The organism is Millisia brevis NBRC 105863 (genome assembly GCF_001552615.1).
GTDB classification, from domain to species: Bacteria; Actinomycetota; Actinomycetes; order Mycobacteriales; family Mycobacteriaceae; genus Millisia; species Millisia brevis.
Map to the genome: position 1 here is coordinate 49,561 of NZ_BCRN01000005.1, position 21,275 is coordinate 70,835.

Sequence of the window (21,275 nt, forward strand, 5' to 3'; positions counted from 1 at the left end):
ACCCGCCCGATGCGGTCCATCCGGACCCGGAGCGCCCGTCGGCCACTGAACCTCGCGCGCAAGGCTAACCGACGAGCCGGCGGTGACCACGCGCGCCGTCGGCAGTGTCGCGTCTCGGTTGTCACATTCGGTGGCGTGTACCGTCACCCAGCGTGACCAACACCGAGTCGGCCGGGCCTCGGCCGGCCCGCGAGAGCTGGTCGACGCGCCTGTGGGAAGGCCTCGGACGCCTGCGCAGGGGTGGCGCTTTCCTCGTCGTCGGACTTCTGGGCTTCGCCATCGACGCCGGCACCTACAACCTGCTGGTCTTCTTCGGCGGTCGCGGTCCGATGTTCGAGCAGCCGCTGATGGCCAAGATCATCGCGATCGTCGTGGCGACGGTCGGCACCTACATCGGCAACCGTTTCTGGACCTACGGCGACCGCCCGCCCCCGCAGAACCGGATGCGACAGTATGTGCTGTACGCGGTGCTCAACGTGGTGGCGATCGGCCTGCAGCTGTCCTGCCTGGCCTTCTCGCGGTACGTGCTCGACCTCGCGACACCGCTCGCCGACAATATTTCCGGCACGCTGATCGGCCAGGCGGTCGCGGTCGTGTTTCGATATTGGGCGTACGGCCGGTTCGTCTTCGTCGACGAGGGCCGAACCGCGACCGATCCGGACGGCGACGACGCCTCGGGAGCCGGTCGCGGAGACATCTCGGGCACCGAGGGTGACAACGATTCGAAAGTGGGGCAGCGCCGATGAGTTCGGCACCGGCGACGGCAATTTCCGAAGGGTTCGACAGGCCGGGCGATGCCCGCTTGCTGGTCCAGCGCGGGGTCTTCCTGGGCCCGTCGCCGCGGGTCAACGGTGAGCTCTACATCCGCATCGAGCGAGGCCACGGGCATCGCACCCGCGAGTACCTCGAGCTCGACAAGCATTCGCACGCGCACGGCAATACCTACTTCGGCCGGTTCGCCGCGTCCTATTGGCAGCGGTGGACCACCGTCGACCGGCTGCAGGTGCGGGTCCGGGTGCGGACCACCGCCCGGGTGCGCATCCGGCTGATGGCCTCCGATATCGCCGGCCACCGTCGCATCGTCGACGGGCTCGAGCCCGAGTCGGATTGCACGGTCGTCTTCGATACCCCGCTCGACCGGTTCATCGACGGCGGTGCGCTGTGGCTCGAATTCGAGACCTTCCGCTCGGGGGCGATCTTCGACGGGCTGGAGTGGACGGTCGAGGCGCCGCAGCGCATCCGGCCGCTGTCGATCGCGATCTGCACGTTCAACCGCGCGGTCGACTGCGCCCACACCGTCGCCGCGCTGGCCTCCGATCCGCTGGTCCGCGGCCTGCTCACCTCGGTCTACGTCGTCGACCAGGGCACCGACCACGTCGACTCCCAGCCGGAATTCCTCGGCGCCCGGGACGTCTTCGGGGACACCCTGCGATATATCCGGCAGCCGAATCTCGGCGGCGCCGGCGGCTTCACCCGCGGGCTCTACGAGATCACCGGCGACCCGACGATCTCGGGCGACGTGATCCTGATGGACGACGACATCCTCTGCGAACCGGAGACGGTGCTGCGGATGCAGGCGTTCGCCAATATGACGACGACCCCGACGCTGGTCGGCGCCCAGATGCTCTTCCTGCTCAACCCCGACTTCCTGAACGTCGGCGCCGAGCAGACCGATCTGCGGGCGCTGATGCACGGCCGCGTCGTGCCGAAGTCGCTGGTCAACAAGTCGATGCTCAAGCGCAACCAGGAGCGCCGGGTCGACGCCGAGTACAACGCCTGGTGGACCTGCCTGATCCCCTCCGAGGTGATCGACTCGATCGGCCTGCCGCTGCCGATCTTCTTCCAGTGGGACGACGTCGAGATCGGCCTGCGCGCCCGCGAGGCCGGACATGTGACGGTCACCCTGCCGAACGCCGGGGTCTGGCATGCCGACTTCTACTGGAAGGACTACGACGACTGGGCGCGGTACTTCAGTACCCGCAACTCCCTGATCGTCGCGTCCCTGCACGGTGGCCTGCTGCCCAAGGAGCAGGCGAAGATGTTCGCCCGGCAGATCCTCGAGATGCTGGTCGCGATGCAGTACGGGCTGGTCGCGACGATGCTGCGGGCGATCGAGGACTTCCTGAGCGGACCGTCGATCCTCGACGATGGCGGTATGGCCGCGATGAAGGCGATCCGCGAGGAGCGCAAGGCCTACGGCGAGACGATCATCCACCCGGCGGCGAGCGCACCGGTCCGTCCGTCGCAGATGAAGACCGAACGTGCCGGCGGCGAGCCGAGCATGATGCGCGCGGTGCTGATCAAGCGGTTCATCGGTCAGTGGACCGGGAAGCTCTGGGGAACGCCGGTAGCGATCACCCGCGAGGACGCGCATTGGTGGCATATCGCGAAGTTCTCCGACGTCATGGTCACCGACGCCTCACAGGGCGGGGTGCGGGTGCGCCGGCGCGATCCGGCCCTGTTGCGCGGACTGCTCCAGCGCAGCATCCGGGTGCTGCGTCGGTACCGCAACGAGGCCGACGGGGTCTCCGAGCAGTACCGGCGGGAGTACCCGCGGTTGATCTCCCGTGAGAACTGGGCGCGGCTCTACGATCAGTAGCCCCGCCATCCGCAGGTCCTGGTGGCCACCGACCGCGATCGGTCTGGTGGCCGCCCTGATCGGCGCATGCCGCGGTGGGGTCCCCTCGTTGTGGTACGACGAAGCGGCGACCCTGGCGGTGGCCCAACGCGATCCCGCCGGCATTCTGCGCACTCTCGGCGCGAGCGATGCGGTGCACGGCCTGTACTACCTCGGCATGCACCTGTGGATCTCGGTCTTCGGGGCCTCCGAGTGGTCGGTGCGGCTGCCGTCGGCGATCGCCTGCGGGGTTGCCGCCGCCGGTGTGGTGGTGGCCGGCCGACTGCTCGCCGATACCCCCACCGGGATCTACGCGGGCCTGGTCTGCGCGGTGCTGCCCCGGATGACGTGGGCCGCCGTGGAAGCGCGGTCGTACGCGGCCACCGCCGCGGTCGCGGTGTGGACGGTGGTCGTCTGGTGGTGCGCGGTCCGGGCCCGCCGCGAGGGCCGACCGTCGCGCTGGTGGTGGGTGGGCTATGCGGCCCTGTTGACCTTCGGTGGGGTGCTGTTCGTCTATTCGCTGCTGCTGGGCATCGCCCTGGTGGCGGCGCTGCTGATGCTGCCGGAGTATCGGCGCGCGCTGCCCGGCTGCCTGGCCGCGTCGGCCGCCGCAGCGGTGGCGTTGACACCGTTCCTGGTGATCATGCTGCGCCAGGCCGGGCAGGTCGCCTGGATCCCGGCTCCCGATGCGCGCATGGTGCGGATGATCGGCGAGTACCAGTACTTCCTCGGTGCCCCGTTGGCGGCGATCGCGGCCGCGGCCCTGGTCGTCGTGGTGCTGGTGCGCGACCGGCGCGCGGTGCGTGCGCCGGCGCCGGTGATCGCGCTGGCTTGGATGCTGGTGCCGACGATCGTGCTGGTGGCGGTCTCGCTGCTGCTGCGACCGATCTACCTGGACCGCTATCCGACGTTCACCGCCCCGGCGGCGGCGCTGCTGATCGGCTGGGCGATCGCCGAGGTCGCCCGCACGCTCCGGTTGCGGGCGGTGGCAGCGGGGTTGCTGGCGACCCTCGTACTGCTGTCGGTGCCCGGCTACGCCGCCGCCCGCGAGCCCGGTGCCAAGCCGAGCGCCATGGATATCAGCGAGGTCGCGAACTACCTGGCCGACCGGGTCGCGCCGGGTGACTGTGCCCTCTACGCGCGGGTGCCGTGGCTGCCGACCTCGCTGCGCGTGGTCACCGAGGCCCGACCGCACACCCTCGGCGGCCTGGTCGATCCCGATCCGCCGCTCTCCGCCGCCGCGCACGGCTGGCTGTGGGATCAGGGGGCATCCGCCGACGTCGGGGTGCACAACCTGTCCGGTTGCTCGACGGTCTGGCTGCTCACCGACGCCCAGCGCGATGCTCCCGAAACCGTGGAACACACCTCCGGCGAGGTGTGGCACCTACCCGTCCATCACCTGGCGGACGACGACCTCGCCCGAGCGGTCGAGGCGGCCGGTTTCCATCCGACCGACTCCGAGCAGTTCCGCCGCACCCTCGTGGTTCGCTACGCCCGCTCCTGACCGCAGGCGCGCCCCGGTCGGATCCCCCGGGTGATTGCCGCCCGTGGCACCTGAGTAGTCCCACCTGCCCATCGGGGTACCCGCACGGATGATGCGGTAGCCGCCCGACCCGCACGATCGAGGGAAGCGACCACCGCACCTTTGTGAACGGGAGATCCCATGTCGGACTTGATGATCGGGATGACGTTGGGTACCGGACTGCTCGCGATCGCCATCGCGTGGACGGCGTTGCGGCCGGCCGCCCGGTCGGCCGTCGCGTTCCCGGACGCCCTCGTGCACGAGTTGGTGTCGATCGGCGACGGCATCGGCGGCGGCGCACCCGGCGGGATTCCCCGGCACCGGATCGTCGACGCCACGCCCGGCCGAAAGGTCGCCTATGTGGTCGGCACCCGGGTGGTCGTCGGCGCGCAGTGCGCCGAGCCGACCGGGGACAGCACCACCTTCTGCGCGATCGTCGTCGACCCCGAGCGGGTGGGAAAGCTGACCGCCGAGGTCACCTCGACGTTGGCGGCGACCGAGCACCTCGGGGATCCGATATACCGCGACCTCGATCTGCTGCGCCGTCTCTCCCGCAGCGGCGCGAGCTGTGTCTACGTGCGCGGCGGCGATGTCGACGGCGAACGGGAGGCCGACCGGCAGCGGATCGTGTGCTCGTATACGTTGATCGAGGCGCTGGCCGCGGTCGGCGTCGGGCGGATGGTCATGGCGACCGGCACCTACCCGCGGGTGCGCGACCTCGACGTGCGTGCCCATCACGATGCGGCGGGCGATGCGATCGAGCTGGTGCACCACACGGTGGGCGAGGACCCCATCCTGGAGATCGGCTACGCGCTCGACTGGGCGTTGCGGCACGACCGGGATCAACCGGCCGACCGTCGGATCCTGCCGGGCGAGGCGGTATCGGCTCGGTTGCGCATCATCGACGTCGCACACTGATCGGTATGCGTACCCGGGGATGGCCGCGCCAACGCCCGGACGCATCCTCGGAACGATCGGAATCACCTTGTCGGCCTTCGTGATCGGACTACTGATGGCAGTGGCCTGGCTGCCGATCGGCGTCGCCGTCCGGTTGGTCGGCCTGTCCGGTGCCACCGCGATCGGGAAGACCACGCCGGGACGACGCCTGCTGCGGCCGGTGGTCCTCATCGGGGATCTCCTGAACGCCGGCACGTTCTACCTGGCCATCGTCATCGGCGTGGCACCCGTGGTAGCCGCGGTTGTCGCGGGGGTCGTTCTGCTGACCGGCGGCGGGCACGCCGGGATATGGGGATTGCTGATCGGCTCGCTGATCGGGTTGGCGGCGGTGGTTCCCTACGAACTCGGGGTGATCTTCACCGCCGGCGATCCGCTGGACGAATTGCGGCCCCGGCGGAGCCCGACAGGGCCGAGACCGACACCCGCGACCGAGACGCCGCCCGGCGCACCGACCGCTCACCGCGGCGGTTCGAGTCTCCCGCCGGGCCGGATCGTTCCGGATCGCCCGGGGATCGACATCGCCTATGTCCACGGCTCGTACCGGTCGGCGGCCGGCGGTCGACTGATCGACGGCGACGACCGCGCCACCTTCACGGCGCTGGTGGTGCCGGTGGAACGGGTTGCCGCACTGGAGGAGTCGACCGAGGCGGCGATCACCGCGACCACACATATCCCCGACTCGATGTACCTGACCTTCGAACTGCTCGAAGTGGTGCGGGACAACGGGATCGAGGCGATCGTGGTCACCGCCGAGGATGCGGCGCGCAGCCTCGCGGATGCCGAGCGCCAACGCGCCGACTGCTATCGGGCCCTGCTGGTGACCCTCGCCGCCGCCGGGGTCGGCGCGATCGTCATCGCCGAGGACGCCGGCCCGGGGCGGCGGACCCATGACGAACTGACCGGTGGTGCGATAACCCTGCGGGACAACGAGATCAGACCATTCCCGATCCTGCGACTCGCCGAGGCGACCGCATGGCTCCTGCGAATCGAGCGCACCGGCCCGAGGCGGTCGCGCCCGCGTCAACGGTCTCCGAGGAGGACGCGGACGATCACCGTCCCCCGCGGGCCGGTGCTCCCGCCGTGACGAGGATGCCGAGCGGCCGCGCGCCGGTCAGCTCCCCAGGTCGGAGAGATCGGCCGAGCCGCTGAACAGCAGTCCGACGCCGTCGAAGATATCCGAGATGGCCGAGAAGAAGTCCGAGATCGTAGCAAAGTCCATGATGTAGTCCCTTCCGGTCTGTAGTGGGCGTACCCACGCGGATGTCCCGACAGACCCGACGGTACGCGGAACCACCCGGCCGCGCGTAACCGAACGGTTAACAGTCGCCGGCAGATTGCCGCGAAGCCACGCGGATCAGGGTGCGCGGCGGAAGATCTCGCGCCGACCGAGCCGACGCAGCCGCACCCATTCGATCAGCCCGGCCGGATTGCGGGTCGTCACCAGGAAGTACCAGCCGAAGCGCACCCACTCCTGCGGCAGCAGCTTCCGATTGCCCGGCTGCGCAAGGACATAGCCGCGGTTGCGGTAGGTGTAGTACCGCTTCGTCGGGTTGTCCGGGTACTGGGTGTGCATGCGTCCACCGAGGATCGGCTTGAACTCGTCGGTGCCGTAGGGGTGCAGGTAGGCCGTCCGCAGGCAGGTGCCGAAGCGCAGTCCGGAGCGCACCAGCCGCCGGTGGATCTCCACCTCGTCGCCGCGCACGAACAGGCGCAGATCGGGGACGCCGACCGCGTCGATCGCATCCGCGGCGAAGAGCGCGCCGTTGAACAGCGACGAGTACGACGGCAACAGGTCGGCCTCGCCGAGTTCCTCGCGGCGTCGGTGCCAGGTGGTGCCCTGCCGCAGCGGGAACGCCAGTCGCTGCGGATCGTCGATATCGCAGACCACCGGCGAGACCTGCTGCAGATCGTTGCGGCGGGCGCAGTCGCGCAGGATCTCGAGGACCTCGGGCCCCTCGGGGCGGCCGTCGTCGTCGGCGAGCCAGACCCAGTCGGCACCGAGCGACAGGGCGTAGAGCATGCCGAGGGCGAAGCCGCCGGCGCCGCCGAGGTTGTGCTTCGACCCGAGGTAGGTCGTCGGCACCGGCTGGGCGGCGACCATCTCGGCGACCTCGGGTTCGTCGGCGTTGTCGACGACGATCAGATGGTCGATCGGCCGGGTCTGCGTGGAGAGCACCTTCAGCGAGGCGCCGAGCAATTCGCGGCGGCGATGGGTCACCACGACCGCGACGATCGTTTCCGGCGCGCCCGCGCCGTTGTCAACCGAGCTCACGCGACACCGTTCTGTTCGGCTTCGAGTTCGCGGACGATCTTCGCCACGTGGTCGCCGGCCTCGGGGCCCTCGTAGGCCCGCACGACCTCCTCGATGCCGCCGTGCATCCGCACCCGACCGTGGTCGATCCACAGCGCGGAGTCGCAGAGCTGGGCGAGGAATTCGTTGCTGTGGCTGGCGAAGACCAGGATGCCGGACCGTTCGACCAGCGCCTGCAGCCGGCCGCGCGCCTTGCGCATGAATTCGGCGTCGACCGCACCGATGCCCTCGTCGAGCAACAGGATCTCGGGGTCGATGCTGGTGACCACGCCCATCGCGACGCGCACCCGCATACCGGTCGAGTAGGTGCGCAGCGGCATGTCGAGATAGTCGCCGAGTTCGGTGAAGTCGGCGATCTCGTCCATCTTGGCGAGCATCTGCTTGCGGGTCTGCCCGAGGAACAGGCCGCGGATGATGATGTTCTCGTACCCGGAGATCTCCGGATCCATGCCGACGCCGAGGTCGAAGACCGGCGCGACCCGGCCGCGGATGTCCGCATAGCCGCGGGTCGGCTCGTAGATCCCGGACAGCAGGCGCAGCAGGGTCGACTTGCCGGCACCGTTGTGTCCGACCAGGCCGATCCGGTCGCCCTCGCGCAGGTGCAGCGTGATGTCGCGCAGCGCCTCGACGACCACGACGTCCGAGGTATTGCGGCCGATCGCGCCGCCTGCCCGCCCCATGAAGGCCTTCTTCAGCGAGCGGGACTTGGCGTCGAAGATCGGGAAGTCGACCGATGCGTCCTCCACATCGATGCCGACGGTCGTCGTGGCTACCGCCATCGCGGGCCCCCTCCCTGATCGGTGTCCGGTGTTGTCATACCCAGTACGGCACCCGTGCGCGGCACTTGACCAGCGCGAAGAGCGCGATCGCCCACCCGATGATCGTGATCGCGATCACGATGTACCAGTGGTAGAGATCCTGGTGGGCGCCCAGCAGCGGATCGCGGATGATCGCCAGATAGTGGAACAGCGGGTTGAGCTCCGCGATGCGGGCCCGGTCGGCCGCCTCGCCGCCGCGCTGCTCGAGCACCTCGGTGCTCCACATGATCGGGGTCAGCACGAACAGCAGCAACGTCAGCGAGCCGAGGATCGGCGCGATATCCCGGTAGCGGGTGGCCAGGATGCCGAAGACGAACGCGACCCACAGGATGTTGAGCATCAACAGCAACAACGCCGGAATGGCCGACAGCGATGCCCACGTCAAATGGCGCCAGGTACCAAAAACTGCCGCCACCACGACATAGATCACCATGTTGTGGCCGAGCAACAACATCTGTCGCCATACCAGTCGGTAGACGTGCACGCTCAATGCGGACGGCAGCTGTTTGATCAGGCCTTCGTTGGCGATGAAGACGTCCGCGCCCTCGAGGATTCCGGCATTGATCAGGTTCCAGATGATCAGCCCGACGGTGACATAGGGCAGAAATTCGGTGAGCGAGAACCCGAAGAGCGCGGAGTACAGCACGCCCATGGCGAGCGCCTGGACGCCGGTGGCGATCGTGATCCAGAAGGGCCCGATCACCGATCGCCGGTAGCGCTGCTTGATGTCCTGCCAGCCGAGCGAGAGCCACAGTTCACGCTGCTTGTAGCCGCCGACGAGGTCGGCGATCGCCCGTTCGAAGGATCGGCTTCCCGCCGCCCGGCCGGCCGGGGTGGTGCGGCGCGCCATCTCCTCGGCGGGATCGTCGGCGTCGAACGTGCCCGCGGCACCCTCGTCGGGAGCCGTCGAAGCCGCCCCGTTGGTGGTTGGTGACCTATCGGACACGTGCGTTCAATCCGTCCCGGTCGCGGTCTACAGGTATTGGCCGTGTCCGGAACCCTGCTGGGGTCCCTGACGCGGATCGCGCGACTGTACACCGGGAGGCAGCGCGCCCTGGCGCATCTGTTCGAGCTGTGAGCGCGCCGCCATCTGCTGCGCGAAGAGCGCGGTCTGGATGCCGTGGAAGAGCCCCTCGAGCCAGCCGACCAGCTGCGCCTGGGCGATGCGCAGCTCGGCGTCGGAGGGGACGGCGTCCTCGCCGAACGGCAGGGCCAGACGCTCGAGCTCCTCGCGCAACTCCGGGGCCAGGCCCTGCTCGAGCTCGCGGATCGAGCTGGAGTGGATCTCCTTGAGCCTGGTGCGGCTGGCGTCGTCGAGCGGAGCGGCCCGAACCTCTTCGAGCAATTGCTTGATCATCGTGCCGATGCGCATCACCTTGGCGGGCTGCTCGACCATGCCGGCCACCGACTCCGCACCGTCGACGGGCTCGCCGTCGGCGCCCACCGAAACGCTCGCCTCCGCGGCCGCCGCGGCGACCTGGGTAGCGTCGAGCGAGACCGGCTGGCCGTCCGGGCCGATCACCACGACCTGTCGGCCTTCTGCGCCGTCCGTGGAAAACGCCGAGAAAGTCATGCGGCCCATCATCGCGCGCCCGGCCGGCCGCGCTCCCCTCGGGGTCGAACGCCGGCGACCGGAGCGCTCCGACGCCCCTGCCGACGCCCGCGCCGGGGCACGGTCCGCGCCGGGGTCCGGCGCCGGGTCGGACGCCGGGTCTTCGAGGGTGCAACACCACGAACCGGAGGCCGTTGTGATGCAAATCTCAGTAAACGCATTGTTCGGGGAACGTCAACGGTACAAGCAGTCGGTTCGGTTTATCGGGCCGGATTCGGTAAGACACCGCTACTAATCCACGGATGCCAATGCCACATCCGGGATCGGGAAGCCTAGAGTGTCGGTCATGAGTTACGACGTCGCACGGGTTCGGGGGCTCATCGCCTCCCTCGGCGATGGCTGGATTCATTTGGATCCGCAGCACGGAATGCTCGTTCCCGACCGGGTCTCCACGGTCATATCCACGGCATTTCGCAGTTCGGCATCATCGGCGGCGGGACGCCATTCTTCGGCGCGACGCAGCGCAGAGATCGTCGACAGCGCGCGACAGGCGGTCGCCGACCTGGTAGGGGGCACCCCCGAAGGGGTGGTGCTCGGCGCGAGCCACGCCGCGCTGCTCGGCTGGCTGGCCGAGTCGACCAGTTCGAGGCTCGGGCTCGGCACCGGACTGATGCTCTCCCGGCTGGACGACGAGGCCAACGTCGCGCCGTGGCTGCGCGTCGCAAGCCGGGCGGGCGCCCGGGTGCGCTGGGCCGAGGTCGACATCGAGACCTACGAGGTCCCGAGTTGGCAGTTCGCCGAGTTGATCGGCCCGACCACACGACTGGCCGCCCTGACGGCCGGTTCGGCGATGATCGGCTCGATGCCGGATGTGCGCGCCGCCGCCGAAAAGATCCACGAAGTCGACGGTCTGCTGGTCGTCGACGCCTCCGCCGTCGCTCCGTACCGGTATCTCGACATCCAGGAATCGGAGGCCGACGTCATCGCGGTCAGCGGACCCGCCTGGGGCGGGCCTCCGGCCGGGGCGTTGGTCTTCCGCGACCCGTCGCTGCTCGATCGGCTGCCGTCGATGTCGCTCAACCCGCGGGCACGCGGTCCGGAGCGGCTCGAGGTCGGCGGCCACCAATTCGCCATGCTCGCCGGGCTCGAAGCGTCGATCGACCATCTCGCCGGCCTCGACGACCGCGCCACCGGCGCCCGGCGGGCCCGGCTGGAGCAGTCGATGACCTCGTTGCAGAACTACCACCGGGACCTGCTGTCCTATCTGACGCGGTCGTTGGCCCGCGTCCCCGATCTGGCGATCTTCGGTCGCACGCAGGGACCGCTGCCGACGCTGAGCTTCGCGATCGACGGGATTCCCGCCGACAAGATCGCCGCGCATCTGGCGCAGCATCGAGTGGGTGTGGTGCACGGACTGCCCAGTGGTGGACGGTTCTTCGACGCGCTCGGCGTCACCGAGATCGGTGGAGCGGTCACGATGGGGCTCGCGCCCTATACGACCCACTTCGAGATCGATCAGTTCATGGACGTGCTGTCCGGTCTGGACGCCGCCGACTGAATCTCCCGCTCGGGCGGAGCGGGTGATCCGCTTGGTACAAACGGGCCGGCGGGCGACGGATCGCCCAGTAAAGGGCCATCTCGGCGGGTGGAGACGGGGAAACATACACTCATCGAATGACAGCCCCCCGGCCAGACGGTGACAGGGCCCGCCCGACGCGGTGGCTCGACGAGGACCAGCAGCACGCCTGGCGGTCCTACTTCGACAACAGCCGTCGCCTGACCGACATGCTGCACCGCAGCCTGCAGTTCAACAGCGATATGGCGCTGGCCGAGTACCGGATCCTGGTGCTGTTGTCCGAATCGGAGGACGGTTCGCTGCGCATGAGTTCGCTCGCGGACGGGGTGATCTCCTCCCGCAGCCGCCTGACCCACCAGATCCGCCGCATGGAGAGCGCCGGCCTGGTCGAACGTCGCGGAGTCGCCGGCGACGGTCGTGGCGTGCGGGCGATCCTGACCGACAAGGGCCGCGAGAAGTTGGTCGCCGCCGCCCCCGGCCACGTCTCGGATGTGCGGGAGTACCTGATCGACCTGCTCGACCCGGAGGACGTGCGGGCCCTGGGCCGCATCTTCGACAAGGTCGGGGGAGCCCTCGATACCATCGAGTAGCCGTCGGGGCTCCATGGCCTAGCATCACTGCCAGGGAAGCGTGGCAGAGCGGCCGAATGCACTCGCCTTGAAAGCGAGCGTCGTGAAAGCGACCGGGGGTTCAAATCCCTCCGCTTCCGCACAGGATCCCCTCGAGAACCGGCTTGTATGCCCGGGCGCCACCATCGTCGGCGTACGCGTACGGCACCCGGAATCTCCGACCCCAAGACTCAATGGTCTTATTCTCGAATGGTTGCCCGGCCCCGATCGACTCCGTCCACAGGGTGTGCGGATGAGCCCCGCACCCCGTTCGGGTGCTGATGTCCACCGCCGACGCGGACGCCACCGCTCCGGACGAGCGGGGCACCTGCCCGATCTGCGCATCCGACGACGTCACCCATCTGGTCTCCGGGATCACCGATCCGCTGACCGCCGGCGATCCCGACTGGGTCCGCTACGTCGGGTTGCTGGGTCTCGCCCACGACCGCGAATGCGGTTCGTGCGGGGCGACCTGGAATCGACGGCAACGGACGCCGCCCGGGCCGATTCGGCTGCTGTCGAGCGACGGCGCCTCCCTCGCCCTGCTGCCCGTCCTCGGCCCGGACAGCGTCGATATCCCCGACGTGCATTCGGTGGACATCGAGTTGCTGTCCCCCACAAGGTTGGTCCGCTATCTCGGCCGGCGCCTGTCGCGGCGGTCGCTCCTCGACCTCTCCGCCGCATGGATGCAAGCGGCGTTGGACGTGCACCCGGAACTGACCGTGTCGACGGTCCAGGACGACGAGGCGGGACTGGCGGTTCAGATCATCGAGTCCACACCGTTCACCGTGACGATCGATGTCCTGGTGGTGATCGATCCCGACGACGATCTTCTCGAATACGACGGCCTGTCCTTCGAGATCCTGCGCTCGGTGCTGATCGATGCCACCCATGCGGCGGCCGGGTGGGTGCGGTGACCGGCCTGGTCACGGCCCTCGCCGTCGAGGAGGGGTCCCGACTGACCTCCATCGCGCTGCGGCCGCTCGCGGGGACATCCGCCGAGCGGGACGGGTCGATCTATATGCACGTGGTGATGCTGCCGGGCGGCGACAATGCGGCAGCCGCCGCCGGCGCCGTCGCCACGTTCCTTCCGGCCGCGCTGTCCACCTTGGAGGGCACGTCGCCGGACGGCGGTACGTGGTTCGCGACCTTTCAACTCGTGGTCGACGACCGGGATTGGGTGCGGACCCGTCGACTGGCGGACGCCGCGATCCGACGGGCCCTCGCCCTCGCCGGCATCGACGACGACACCATGCGCGGCTGTCACCTCTCCGGCGCGGCGTTGCGCGAGGAGTACAGCGAAGTCGGGGACGTCGGCGACTGGTCTCTCATCCACCTGCTGATCGGGCTCGTCCTCGAACTCGCCGACCGGGACCTGGCGGAGGTGGTCGCAGAGGTCGCGGCGGAGGTACTCGCAGGCGTCGAGCCCGCATCCGGGCCCGCCGTCGAACGCCGCCACGAATCGCTGCTCCGCCTGCTCGCCACGTGGGCGATCGAACTCGGCGGCACGGCGTCGTAGCCGGCGACCCGACCGCGATGCCGACCCCTCGCTAGCTGAACAGGTGGTCGACGACCGGAACGGCCACCCGCCGCTGTACCGGCGCGCGGCCGGCGACGGGTGTCGGTTCGCTGATCGGTTGCTCGTCGCACATCACCGCGCGGGCGGCATCGGTGAGGAAGCGGCTCGGTTTGGTGAGCACCATGCGGGCGGTGAAGCTGCGCGGGTGGGTCGGCAGCCGGGTCGGCAGGTAAACGCGCAGGTCGTCGCGTGCCCGGGTGACCGCCACGTAGAACAGCCGCGCCTCCTCCGCCAGCCCGGCGGCGCTGGTCAGTGCCATATCGGAGGGGAAGGACCCGTCGGTGGCCCGCAGCAGGTGGACGGTCTCCCACTCCAGACCCTTTGCGGAATGCACCGTGGACAGGGTCAGGTAGTCCTCGTCCAGCATCGGGTTCTTCGCCCAGTCGGAGGCCATCGGCGCAGGATCGAGGGTCTGCTCGGCGACGAACACCGACAGGTCGTGCTGCGCGGCGGCCGCCCCGGCCAATCGCTCGACATCGGCGGCCCGCCGCTCCCAGTCGGGATAGTGCTGCCGCAGCAGCGGTGTCAATGCCTCCCGACAGTTGGCGACCACCTCGGCGACATCGCGCTCGTCGCGGGCCCGGTCGAAGCAGCGCAGGGTCGCGGCCAGCGCGGTACGCGCCGACGGCGGCGCGGCGGCCACGATCTCGTCGGAGTGGTTCTCCCCGGACGCCAGCAGGTCGGCGAGGGTGCGCGCGTGGGCCTTGCCGATCGCCCGGTGCCGGGTCAGCAGCCGGTACCAGGACACCTCGTCGGTCGGGTTCAACGTCACCCGGAAGGCGGCGAGCATGTCGCGCACGTGCGCGGTCTCGAGATAGCCGATGCCACCGAACTTCAGGAACGGGATGTTGCGTACCTTCAGTTCGATCTCGAGCTGGGCGCTGTGGCTGCCGGTGCGCATCAACACCGCCTGCTCCCGCAGCGGCCTGCCCTCCTGATGCGCCTCGAGCACCGCGGTCGCGACCGCCCGCGCCTCGGCGTCGGCGTTGGTGACCGTCACCAATCGCGGGCGCGCGCCGGCGGCCCCGCGGTCGGCGACCAGCTGCAGCCGCAGGTCGCCGGGGCGGACCTCGTTCGCCAGGTCGAGCACCGGCTGGGTCGATCGGAAGTTGCGCTCGAGCCGCACCAGGGTGGCATCCGGGAAGTGCTCGGCGACGTCGAGCAGCCGACCCGCGTCGGCGCCGCGGAAGCCGTAGATCGCCTGGGCGTCGTCCCCGACGACGGTCAGACCGCGGCCGTCCGGGCGCAGCAGGTGCACGATGTCGGCCTGCACCTGGTTGACGTCCTGATATTCGTCGACGAGCACCCAGTCCCAACGGGCGCGCAGCCGGGCGCCGATGTCCTCGTCGGCGAGCAGGGCGCGCCAGTAGAGCAGCAGATCGTCGAGGTCGAGCAGTCCACGTTCGCGCTTGCGGGCACCGTAGGCGCGCAACAGGTCGGTGATCTCGCCCGCGACGTCGAGGCACCACGGGAACTGCTCGGCCATCAGCTCCCGCGCCGGGGTGCCGGTATTGATCGCGCGGGAGTAGATGTCGGCGATCGCCTGCGTCGTCGGGAGCCGCCGCTCGGCGCCGACCAGCCCGTGCTCGGCACGCATGATGTCGAGCAGATCGGCGACGTCGCCGGGGTCGAGCACGGTGACGTCGGCCAGGCCCAGGTGCTGCGCGTGCTCGGCGACCACGCGGTGCGCGATCGCGTGGAAGGTGCCGCCCCAGACCCGCGTGCCGGTCCCGGCGCCGGCCAGCGCGGCGGCCCGGCCGGTCATACTCGCCGCCGCCCGACGGGTGAAGGTCAGCAGCAGGATCCGCTCGGGCACAACCCCGGCGTCGAGCAGGCGAGCGACCCGCGACGTCAGCACCCGGGTCTTGCCGGTGCCGGCGCCCGCGGCGACCAGCAGCGGCCCGGCATCGTGCTCGACGGCGGCCCGCTGCGCGTCGTCGAGCCCGACCTGCCAGTCCGGCTCGTCGATCACTTCGGGTCGCGACCCCGAAGGCGCACCGCGTTCGCTCATGCGTTCGATACTAGGTGGCCGGTCCGACAGGCAGCCCCGAACGCGCCGGTAAGGCACCCCGCTCGATGCTCCGGCGGGCGCCGGACGCCACGGACCGTGCGCTACGGCTGCTGATAGGGGCAGGCGCCCCACAGACCGCGCCCGCCGGCCTGCGCCTCGAGTTCGGCCTCCTTGATGCGGTCGGCCCGCTGCACGCCGAAGCGGTCGGACCGGGCCATCCCGGCGCGGGCGGCTTCCACCGAGTAGTCCCAGTCGCCGATCATCACGTACGCCAACGCCCGGTCGTAGCGGTCGATGTCGTCCTGGGTGGGATCGGAGACGAGGGTGACCGTCTGCCCGAGCAGCTGATACGTCGCCCAGTCGGTGGCCTCGTCGCCGTAGCATTCCACCTCTTCGTCGTCGGTCTCCGGCGAATCGATCCCCAGGATGCGGATGCGGTCGCGGCCGAAGAGTGGGTCCGCGACACGAATGGTGTCGCCGTCGCTGACCCGAACGACGGTGGTGGTGATGGTCGTCTGCGCATGGGCCGGCGACGCGAACCCGATCCCCACGGCCGCGACGGCAGTCAGGACGACGGAGATGACGGCGGCCGAACGCATACGAGGGAGCATGGGCCGAACAGTAGACCCCGGATCCGACAATTCCGACTGAATGGTCCGAAACGGTATCCGGTTGATATCCGACAACTCGGACAGCCCGGCCCGTCCGCCCGGGTCCACATTTCCGGATCGCCTGCCAGACTGTGACGATGGGCACTGAATACTCGCATATCCGGATCGATCACAAGGACACGGTCACCACCGTCACCCTCGACCGCCCCGAGAAGCGCAATGCGCTGGCCCGCGACGTCCTGCTGGAGTTGACCGACGCCTTCGAGGAGATCGGCCGCGGCGACGCGCTCGGCGTCATCCTCGCCGCGACCGGGCCGGTCTTCTCCGCCGGCCACAACTTCGGGGACATGCGCGACGCGTCGTTCGCGCAGGCCCGCGAACTGTTCGAGATCTGCGCCCGCCTGATGACCACCGTCCAGGCGATCCCGCAACCGGTGATCGCGAGGGTCCACACCCTGGCGACGGCGGCGGGGTGCCAATTGGTGGCCTCCTGCGATCTGGCGATCGCCGCCGATACCGCGGGCTTCGCCCTTCCCGGCGGCAAGGGCGGGCTGTTCTGTCATACGCCCCTGGTGGCGGTGGCCCGCAATATCGGCCGCAAGCGCGCCCTCGAGATGGCCCTGTCCGGCGATGTGGTCGACGCGGTCACGGCCGCCGACTGGGGACTGATCAACCGCGCGGTACCCGCGGAGGACCTCGACGACGCCGTCGACGACCTGATGGCCCGGGTGACCCGCGGTTCGGCTTTGTCGAAGGGTATGGGCAAGCGGACGTTCTACACGCAGATCGATCTGCCGCAGCCCCTCGCCTACCAGTACGCCACCGAGGTCATGGCGGCCGGCGTGACGACCGAGGATGCGCAGGAAGGAATCCGGGCATTCCTGGAGAAGCGGCACCCGACGTTCCGATGAGCGGGGCGGCGGCGACCACACATATCCGACACTGCGGACGCAACGGAAGAATGACCGACAAAGACCTGGTCAAGAACGGTAAATAAGTCAAACCCGTTCGCGGCCAGTATCTCCGCGGACGCGCACAATGACTCTGTGTCGTTCGTCGAGACCCCGCTGACGCTGTCCACTGCCGCGATGTCGTGGCAGTGGGACGTGCCCGCACTGGTGATCACCGCCGGCCTGGCCGTCGGCTACGGGCGCGCTCTGATACGGCGGAACGGCCACGGTGTCGGGTGGGCGCGCGGGGCCTGCTTCCTGATCGTCGGATGCGCGACGTGGGCGTTGGCGACAACAAGTTTCGTCGGCGTCTACGCCGACACCCTCTTCTGGGTACGCGCTCTGCAGGTCGTCCTGCTGCTGTTCGTGGTGCCCTTCGGTCTGGCGCTGGGCAAACCGGTCACGGTGCTGCGCACCACCCTCGATGCCGGCGGAGCGGAACGCCTGGACGCGATGCTCGCGGGGCGACCGGCACGCATCCTCCTGCATCCGGCGACGACATCGGTCGCCATGTTGGCGACTCCCTGGCTGCTCTATCTCACCGCGTGGTATCCGGCGGCCCTCCACTACGGGTGGGTCGACCAGCTCACGCGGCTGGTCCTGGTGGCCGTCGGTTTCGGCTACTTCTATGCCCGGCTGCAGGCGGACCCGGTGCCGCGCCGGTACTCCCAGATGATCTCGCTGACGATCACCACCGCCGAGATGATCGGCGACGGCCTGCTCGGGCTCGTGCTCTGGCTGGGCCCCGATATCGCCGCCGAGTACTACGACCGGTTCGCCCGCGGTTGGGGGCCCGATCCGCGGACCGATCAGATCATCGGCGCCGGAATACTCTGGCTGCTGGGTGATGTGATCGGCATTCCCTTCCTCATGGCGTTGATGCGCGCCTTCGTCGTCGACGAACGTGCGGCGGCGATCGCGATCGACGCCCACCTGGACGCGGCCGAACCGCCGCCGACCCCCGACGTCGACCACCGACCCCCGGCGGAGTCGTCATCGAGCGGTCCACCACTGTGGTGGGAACACGATCCGCAACTGCAGGAACGATTCCGGCGGCGCCGATGATTCGCTCGAAACGTGCGGGCGGCGGCGGCCGCGCCGCCGGCGCAACGGTCACCCGCCACCCGCGATACGTCGAACTGCTCCTGTTGGCCGGCGCCACCGTGGTGACCACCGGCGGGTGGGCCCTCGTCGATGCGGCGGACGCGACCCCGCTGCCCCGGCAGCCGGTGATCTATGGGCTGATCTTCTTCGGCCTCTACGCCGTTGCCTGTCTGGCGGTGCACCGGTTCGCCCCGCAGGCGGATCCGGTCATCCTGCCCTGCGTCGCGCTGCTCAACGGGCTCGGACTGGTGGTGATCCACCGCCTCGACCTGGCCGCCACGGACGCGGCGACCCTGGCGGGGACGGCGATCCCGTCGGGGAATGCCGGCCACCAGATGTTGTGGACCGCTGCGGGGTTGGTGTTGTTCGTCGGCGTTCTGGGTACGGTCCGCGACCATCGCGTCCTGGCCCGCTATGCCTACACCCTGGCGGCGGCCGGGTTGGTGCTGCTGTTGATCCCCGCGATCCTCCCGGCACGATTCAGCGAGGTCAACGGCGGAAAGAATTGGATCCTGTTGTTCGGCTTCTCCATCCAGCCGGGTGAATTCGCGAAGGTCACCCTCCTGGTGTCCGCGGCGGCATTGCTGGTGGCGCAGCGCGACCTGTTCGTGGGGGCGGGGCGCCGGGTGCTCGGCCTCGTCCTGCCGCGGGCCCGCGACATCGGACCGTTGCTGCTGGTGTGGCTGGTCTCGATCCTCATCCTGGTCTTCGAGAAGAACCTGGGATTCCCCCTGCTGATCTTCGGCACCTTTCTCGCGATGCTCTACATCGCGACCGAACGGATCAGCTGGGTGGTGGTCGGCTTGGGATTCCTGGCGATCGGCTGCTGGATCACCTACCACCTCTTCCCGCATGTACGCGTCCGATTCGATGTGTGGAGCGATCCCTTCGCCGACTATGCGACCACCGGATATCAACTCTCCCAGGCACTTTTCGGTATGGGTACGGGCGGTCTGGTCGGGACCGGACTCGGGCAGGGCAGCCCGCAGATGGTGCCATTCGCCGATACCGACTTCATCATTTCCAGTATCGGTGAGGAGCTCGGTTTGTTCGGCCTGACCGCGGTGCTGTCGCTCTACCTGGTGATCGTGATGCGCGGATTCCGCACCGCGATCTCGACGCGCGATTCGTTCGGCAAGCTGTTGTCGGCCGGACTGTCCTTCACGGTCGCCTGGCAGGTCTTCGTGGTGGTCGGCGGGGTGACCACCCTGATCCCGTTGACCGGTCTGACCTCGCCGTTCCTGTCGTACGGCGGGTCCTCGCTCATCGCGAACTTCGCGCTGATCGCCCTGCTGCTCCGGATTTCGGACGGCGCCCGCAGCGCCCCGACGATGCCGACGATGCCGCTCGCGGACTCCTCGCCGCTCTCCTCGTCCACCGGCGTGATCTCCACGGCCGGCCGATTCCAGCGGTCGCGTTGACCGTCCGACGCATCGGCTCCGAGCCGACCCGACCTCGGCACCGTGCGGCCCCGCCGCTGCTGCCCCCGACGATCGGCCTGCGGGCGGCCCGGGTGCTCACGGCCGTCCTGTCGCTGCTGATCCTGGTCGGTGTCGGGGTCGGATGGACGGTCGAGTCGGATGTCGCATCCGGCTTCATGGTCTCGGATGCATTGGGGGCGGGCACTTCCGACGGATCAGCGAACGGTGACGTCAACATCCTGTTGATCGGACTCGACAGCCGCAAGGCCATGGACGGCAGCGATCTGCCCGCCGAGGTCGTCAGCGATGAACTGCACGCCGGGGACAGCGACGTGGGCGGCTACAACACCAATACATTGATCCTGCTGCATGTCCCGGGGGATGGCAGCCGCGCCACCGCCGTGGCGATCCCTCGCGACGACTGGGTCGATGTGCCCGGCTACGGCATGCACAAGATCAAGGAAGCCTACGGCCTGGCGAAGTTCGACGAGGAGAAGCGGCTACAGAACTCGGGGATCACCGATCCCGCGACGTTGGAACAGCGTTCGCGCGATGCGGGGCGCAAGTCGACACTGGCGACGGTGCAGAATCTGCTGCGCGTTCCGATCGATCATTTCGCGGAGGTCAACCTGATCGGCTTCTACGACATCGCGCAGGCATTGGGTCCGATCGACGTGTGCCTCAACGCCCCGGTCCAGGATTCGTACTCGGGGGCGGACTTCCCGGCCGGCCCGCAATCGTTGAACGCCTCGCAGGCACTGGCATTCGTCCGGCAGCGGCACGGACTCGACAATGGCGATCTCGACCGTACCCACCGCCAGCAGGCCTTTCTCTCCGGAGTGATCGCCAACCTCGAGAGCACCGGGGTGATCGGGGATATCGGCAAGCTGCAGTCCCTGCTCGACGCTATCCGGCAGGACATCGTGATCGACTCCGGCTTCGACCCGCTCTCGTTCGTCTCACGAGCCGAGAATCTGACCACGGGCGACCTCGACTTCTACACGCTGCCGATCACCGGATACGAAACGATCGGCGGCCAGGACGTCAACACGGTCGATCCGGCACGTTTGCGGACCGAGATCGCGGCCCTCTTCGGGACACCCGCTACCACCGTCGATACGGTATCGGGGGCCACCGCGCCGACGGGCCACGAGACGGTCGACGTGATCAATGGGACCGCACGCGACGGGCTGGGAGCGGCGACGTCGGCCGATCTGACCGCGCAGGGCTACCACACCGGAACGATCCGGACCGGACGGGCGACCGCCACCACCACCGTTGTCTACGGCGCGGGAGGCGAAACGGACGCCACCGCGCTCGCCGCCCGGTACGGGGTAACCGCGACCTCCGACCGGGCGCTGGCCGCGCATCGCATCGTGCTGACCCTCGGCGCCGACAGTCCCGATACGCCACCGGGGGACGGCTCGGATACCGCGGCGACCCCGGCCGCGGACACCGCGACCGGCACCGACGCCATAGGGACAACGGATACCGGAACGTCGGACACGACAACGACGGACGCGGGAGCACCAGCGGCGCCGCCCGGGGTCGATCCCAATGGTCCGCAGGGCACGGTCGTGAAGGCCGACAACGGAATACCCTGCGTCGACTGATCCGAGTCCGTGCGGAATCTGCCCG

19 protein-coding genes and 1 tRNA gene are annotated in these 21,275 nt (G+C 69.1%); 14 read left to right on the plus strand and 6 right to left on the minus strand.

The features are described from left to right. Window positions 1–152 precede the first annotated feature (152 nt). From MB1_RS08510 to MB1_RS08530, 5 genes are all read left to right on the plus strand, one after another. Complete coding sequence (locus MB1_RS08510) at window positions 153–746, plus strand: GtrA family protein (protein WP_084351249.1); 594 nt, start codon at window positions 153–155, stop codon at window positions 744–746. Then, window positions 743–2,599, plus strand: coding sequence for a glycosyltransferase (locus MB1_RS08515; RefSeq protein WP_066905763.1), 1,857 nt, complete (start codon window positions 743–745; stop codon window positions 2,597–2,599). Before MB1_RS08510 ends, MB1_RS08515 begins: the two co-directional genes overlap by 4 nt. A 46-nt stretch (window positions 2,600–2,645) precedes the next feature. Further along, window positions 2,646–4,121 (plus strand): glycosyltransferase family 39 protein, encoded by a 1,476-nt coding sequence (locus tag MB1_RS08520; protein WP_066905765.1) that lies wholly within the window; start codon window positions 2,646–2,648, stop codon window positions 4,119–4,121. Window positions 4,122–4,280: 159 nt separating this feature from the next. Continuing rightward, on the plus strand, window positions 4,281–5,057 hold the full coding sequence (locus tag MB1_RS08525; RefSeq protein ID WP_066905767.1) for a hypothetical protein: 777 nt from the start codon (window positions 4,281–4,283) through the stop codon (window positions 5,055–5,057). Between the two features lie 19 nt (window positions 5,058–5,076). Beyond that, on the plus strand, window positions 5,077–6,180 hold the full coding sequence (locus MB1_RS08530; RefSeq protein WP_066905769.1) for a hypothetical protein: 1,104 nt from the start codon (window positions 5,077–5,079) through the stop codon (window positions 6,178–6,180). Between the two features lie 270 nt (window positions 6,181–6,450). On the opposite strand, the gene glfT1 is transcribed toward MB1_RS08530, so the two are convergent. The 4 genes from glfT1 to MB1_RS08550 form a co-directional block, all read right to left on the minus strand. Next, a complete protein-coding gene (gene glfT1 / locus MB1_RS08535) occupies window positions 6,451–7,368 on the minus strand; it encodes a galactofuranosyltransferase GlfT1 (protein WP_066905771.1) in 918 nt (305 codons plus the stop codon). Further along, the gene (gene wzt / locus MB1_RS08540; RefSeq protein WP_066905773.1) at window positions 7,365–8,186 is read right to left on the minus strand and encodes a galactan export ABC transporter ATP-binding subunit Wzt/RfbE; all 822 of its coding nucleotides are present in this window, start codon (window positions 8,184–8,186) and stop codon (window positions 7,365–7,367) included. The genes glfT1 and wzt overlap by 4 nt, the downstream gene beginning before the upstream one ends. Before the next feature lie 34 nt (window positions 8,187–8,220). Further along, window positions 8,221–9,075 (minus strand): galactan export ABC transporter permease subunit Wzm/RfbD, encoded by an 855-nt coding sequence (wzm, locus tag MB1_RS08545; protein ID WP_066906248.1) that lies wholly within the window; start codon window positions 9,073–9,075, stop codon window positions 8,221–8,223. A 123-nt stretch (window positions 9,076–9,198) separates the two neighbouring features. Further along, entirely contained in the window at window positions 9,199–9,807 is a 609-nt protein-coding gene (locus MB1_RS08550; RefSeq protein WP_066906250.1) for a bacterial proteasome activator family protein, read from the minus strand. Between the two features lie 316 nt (window positions 9,808–10,123). Between MB1_RS08550 and MB1_RS08555 the strand changes: the two genes are divergently transcribed. The 5 genes from MB1_RS08555 to MB1_RS08575 all read left to right on the plus strand — a co-directional run bounded on the left by MB1_RS08555 (window position 10,124) and on the right by MB1_RS08575 (window position 13,480). Continuing rightward, a complete protein-coding gene (locus MB1_RS08555) occupies window positions 10,124–11,335 on the plus strand; it encodes a cysteine desulfurase-like protein (RefSeq protein ID WP_066905775.1) in 1,212 nt (403 codons plus the stop codon). A 116-nt stretch (window positions 11,336–11,451) separates the two neighbouring features. Next, window positions 11,452–11,943, plus strand: a complete 492-nt coding sequence (locus MB1_RS08560) for a MarR family winged helix-turn-helix transcriptional regulator (RefSeq protein WP_066905777.1) — start codon at window positions 11,452–11,454, stop codon at window positions 11,941–11,943. A gap of 34 nt (window positions 11,944–11,977) precedes the next feature. Continuing rightward, window positions 11,978–12,062, plus strand: a tRNA-Ser gene (locus tag MB1_RS08565). Between the two features lie 174 nt (window positions 12,063–12,236). After that, entirely contained in the window at window positions 12,237–12,878 is a 642-nt protein-coding gene (locus MB1_RS26190) for a hypothetical protein (protein ID WP_174531941.1), read from the plus strand. Then, a complete protein-coding gene (locus MB1_RS08575) occupies window positions 12,875–13,480 on the plus strand; it encodes a hypothetical protein (RefSeq protein WP_157083972.1) in 606 nt (201 codons plus the stop codon). The genes MB1_RS26190 and MB1_RS08575 overlap by 4 nt, the downstream gene beginning before the upstream one ends. Window positions 13,481–13,511: 31 nt before the next feature. On the opposite strand, the gene MB1_RS08580 is transcribed toward MB1_RS08575, so the two are convergent. Further along, window positions 13,512–15,551: an ATP-dependent helicase gene (locus tag MB1_RS08580; protein ID WP_066905781.1), complete on the minus strand. Its 2,040-nt coding sequence runs from the start codon at window positions 15,549–15,551 to the stop codon at window positions 13,512–13,514. A gap of 101 nt (window positions 15,552–15,652) precedes the next feature. Next, complete coding sequence (locus tag MB1_RS08585; RefSeq protein ID WP_157083973.1) at window positions 15,653–16,162, minus strand: thermonuclease family protein; 510 nt, start codon at window positions 16,160–16,162, stop codon at window positions 15,653–15,655. A 137-nt stretch (window positions 16,163–16,299) separates the two neighbouring features. Here MB1_RS08585 and MB1_RS08590 point away from each other — a divergent pair, with 137 nt between their 5' ends. The 4 genes from MB1_RS08590 (at window position 16,300) to MB1_RS08605 (ending at window position 21,250) form a co-directional block, all read left to right on the plus strand. Further along, a complete protein-coding gene (locus MB1_RS08590) occupies window positions 16,300–17,073 on the plus strand; it encodes an enoyl-CoA hydratase-related protein (RefSeq protein WP_066905783.1) in 774 nt (257 codons plus the stop codon). Between the two features lie 177 nt (window positions 17,074–17,250). Beyond that, window positions 17,251–18,177, plus strand: coding sequence for a cytochrome c oxidase assembly protein (locus MB1_RS08595; protein ID WP_066906254.1), 927 nt, complete (start codon window positions 17,251–17,253; stop codon window positions 18,175–18,177). Beyond that, a complete protein-coding gene (locus tag MB1_RS08600) occupies window positions 18,174–19,637 on the plus strand; it encodes an FtsW/RodA/SpoVE family cell cycle protein (RefSeq protein WP_066905785.1) in 1,464 nt (487 codons plus the stop codon). Before MB1_RS08595 ends, MB1_RS08600 begins: the two co-directional genes overlap by 4 nt. Next, complete coding sequence (locus MB1_RS08605; protein ID WP_066905787.1) at window positions 19,634–21,250, plus strand: LCP family protein; 1,617 nt, start codon at window positions 19,634–19,636, stop codon at window positions 21,248–21,250. Before MB1_RS08600 ends, MB1_RS08605 begins: the two co-directional genes overlap by 4 nt. Window positions 21,251–21,275 lie beyond the last annotated feature (25 nt).

Excerpts from the sequence above, each read along its gene's own strand:
- MB1_RS08560 (WP_066905777.1), top strand. The coding sequence starts at position 11,452 with ATGACAGCCCCCCGGCCAGACGGTGACAGGGCCCGCCCGACGCGGTGG.
- MB1_RS08600 (WP_066905785.1), top strand. The coding sequence starts at position 18,174 with ATGATTCGCTCGAAACGTGCGGGCGGCGGCGGCCGCGCCGCCGGCGCA.
- MB1_RS08525 (WP_066905767.1), top strand. The coding sequence starts at position 4,281 with ATGTCGGACTTGATGATCGGGATGACGTTGGGTACCGGACTGCTCGCG.
- MB1_RS08530 (WP_066905769.1), top strand. The coding sequence starts at position 5,077 with ATGGCCGCGCCAACGCCCGGACGCATCCTCGGAACGATCGGAATCACC.
- MB1_RS08590 (WP_066905783.1), top strand. The coding sequence starts at position 16,300 with ATGGGCACTGAATACTCGCATATCCGGATCGATCACAAGGACACGGTC.
- MB1_RS08515 (WP_066905763.1), top strand. The coding sequence starts at position 743 with ATGAGTTCGGCACCGGCGACGGCAATTTCCGAAGGGTTCGACAGGCCG.
- MB1_RS08595 (WP_066906254.1), top strand. The coding sequence starts at position 17,251 with ATGTCGTGGCAGTGGGACGTGCCCGCACTGGTGATCACCGCCGGCCTG.
- MB1_RS08550 (WP_066906250.1), bottom strand. The coding sequence starts at position 9,807 with ATGGGCCGCATGACTTTCTCGGCGTTTTCCACGGACGGCGCAGAAGGC.
- MB1_RS08555 (WP_066905775.1), top strand. The coding sequence starts at position 10,124 with ATGAGTTACGACGTCGCACGGGTTCGGGGGCTCATCGCCTCCCTCGGC.
- wzm (WP_066906248.1), bottom strand. The coding sequence starts at position 9,075 with ATGGCGCGCCGCACCACCCCGGCCGGCCGGGCGGCGGGAAGCCGATCC.
- wzt (WP_066905773.1), bottom strand. The coding sequence starts at position 8,186 with ATGGCGGTAGCCACGACGACCGTCGGCATCGATGTGGAGGACGCATCG.
- MB1_RS08585 (WP_157083973.1), bottom strand. The coding sequence starts at position 16,162 with ATGCTCCCTCGTATGCGTTCGGCCGCCGTCATCTCCGTCGTCCTGACT.
- MB1_RS08580 (WP_066905781.1), bottom strand. The coding sequence starts at position 15,551 with ATGAGCGAACGCGGTGCGCCTTCGGGGTCGCGACCCGAAGTGATCGAC.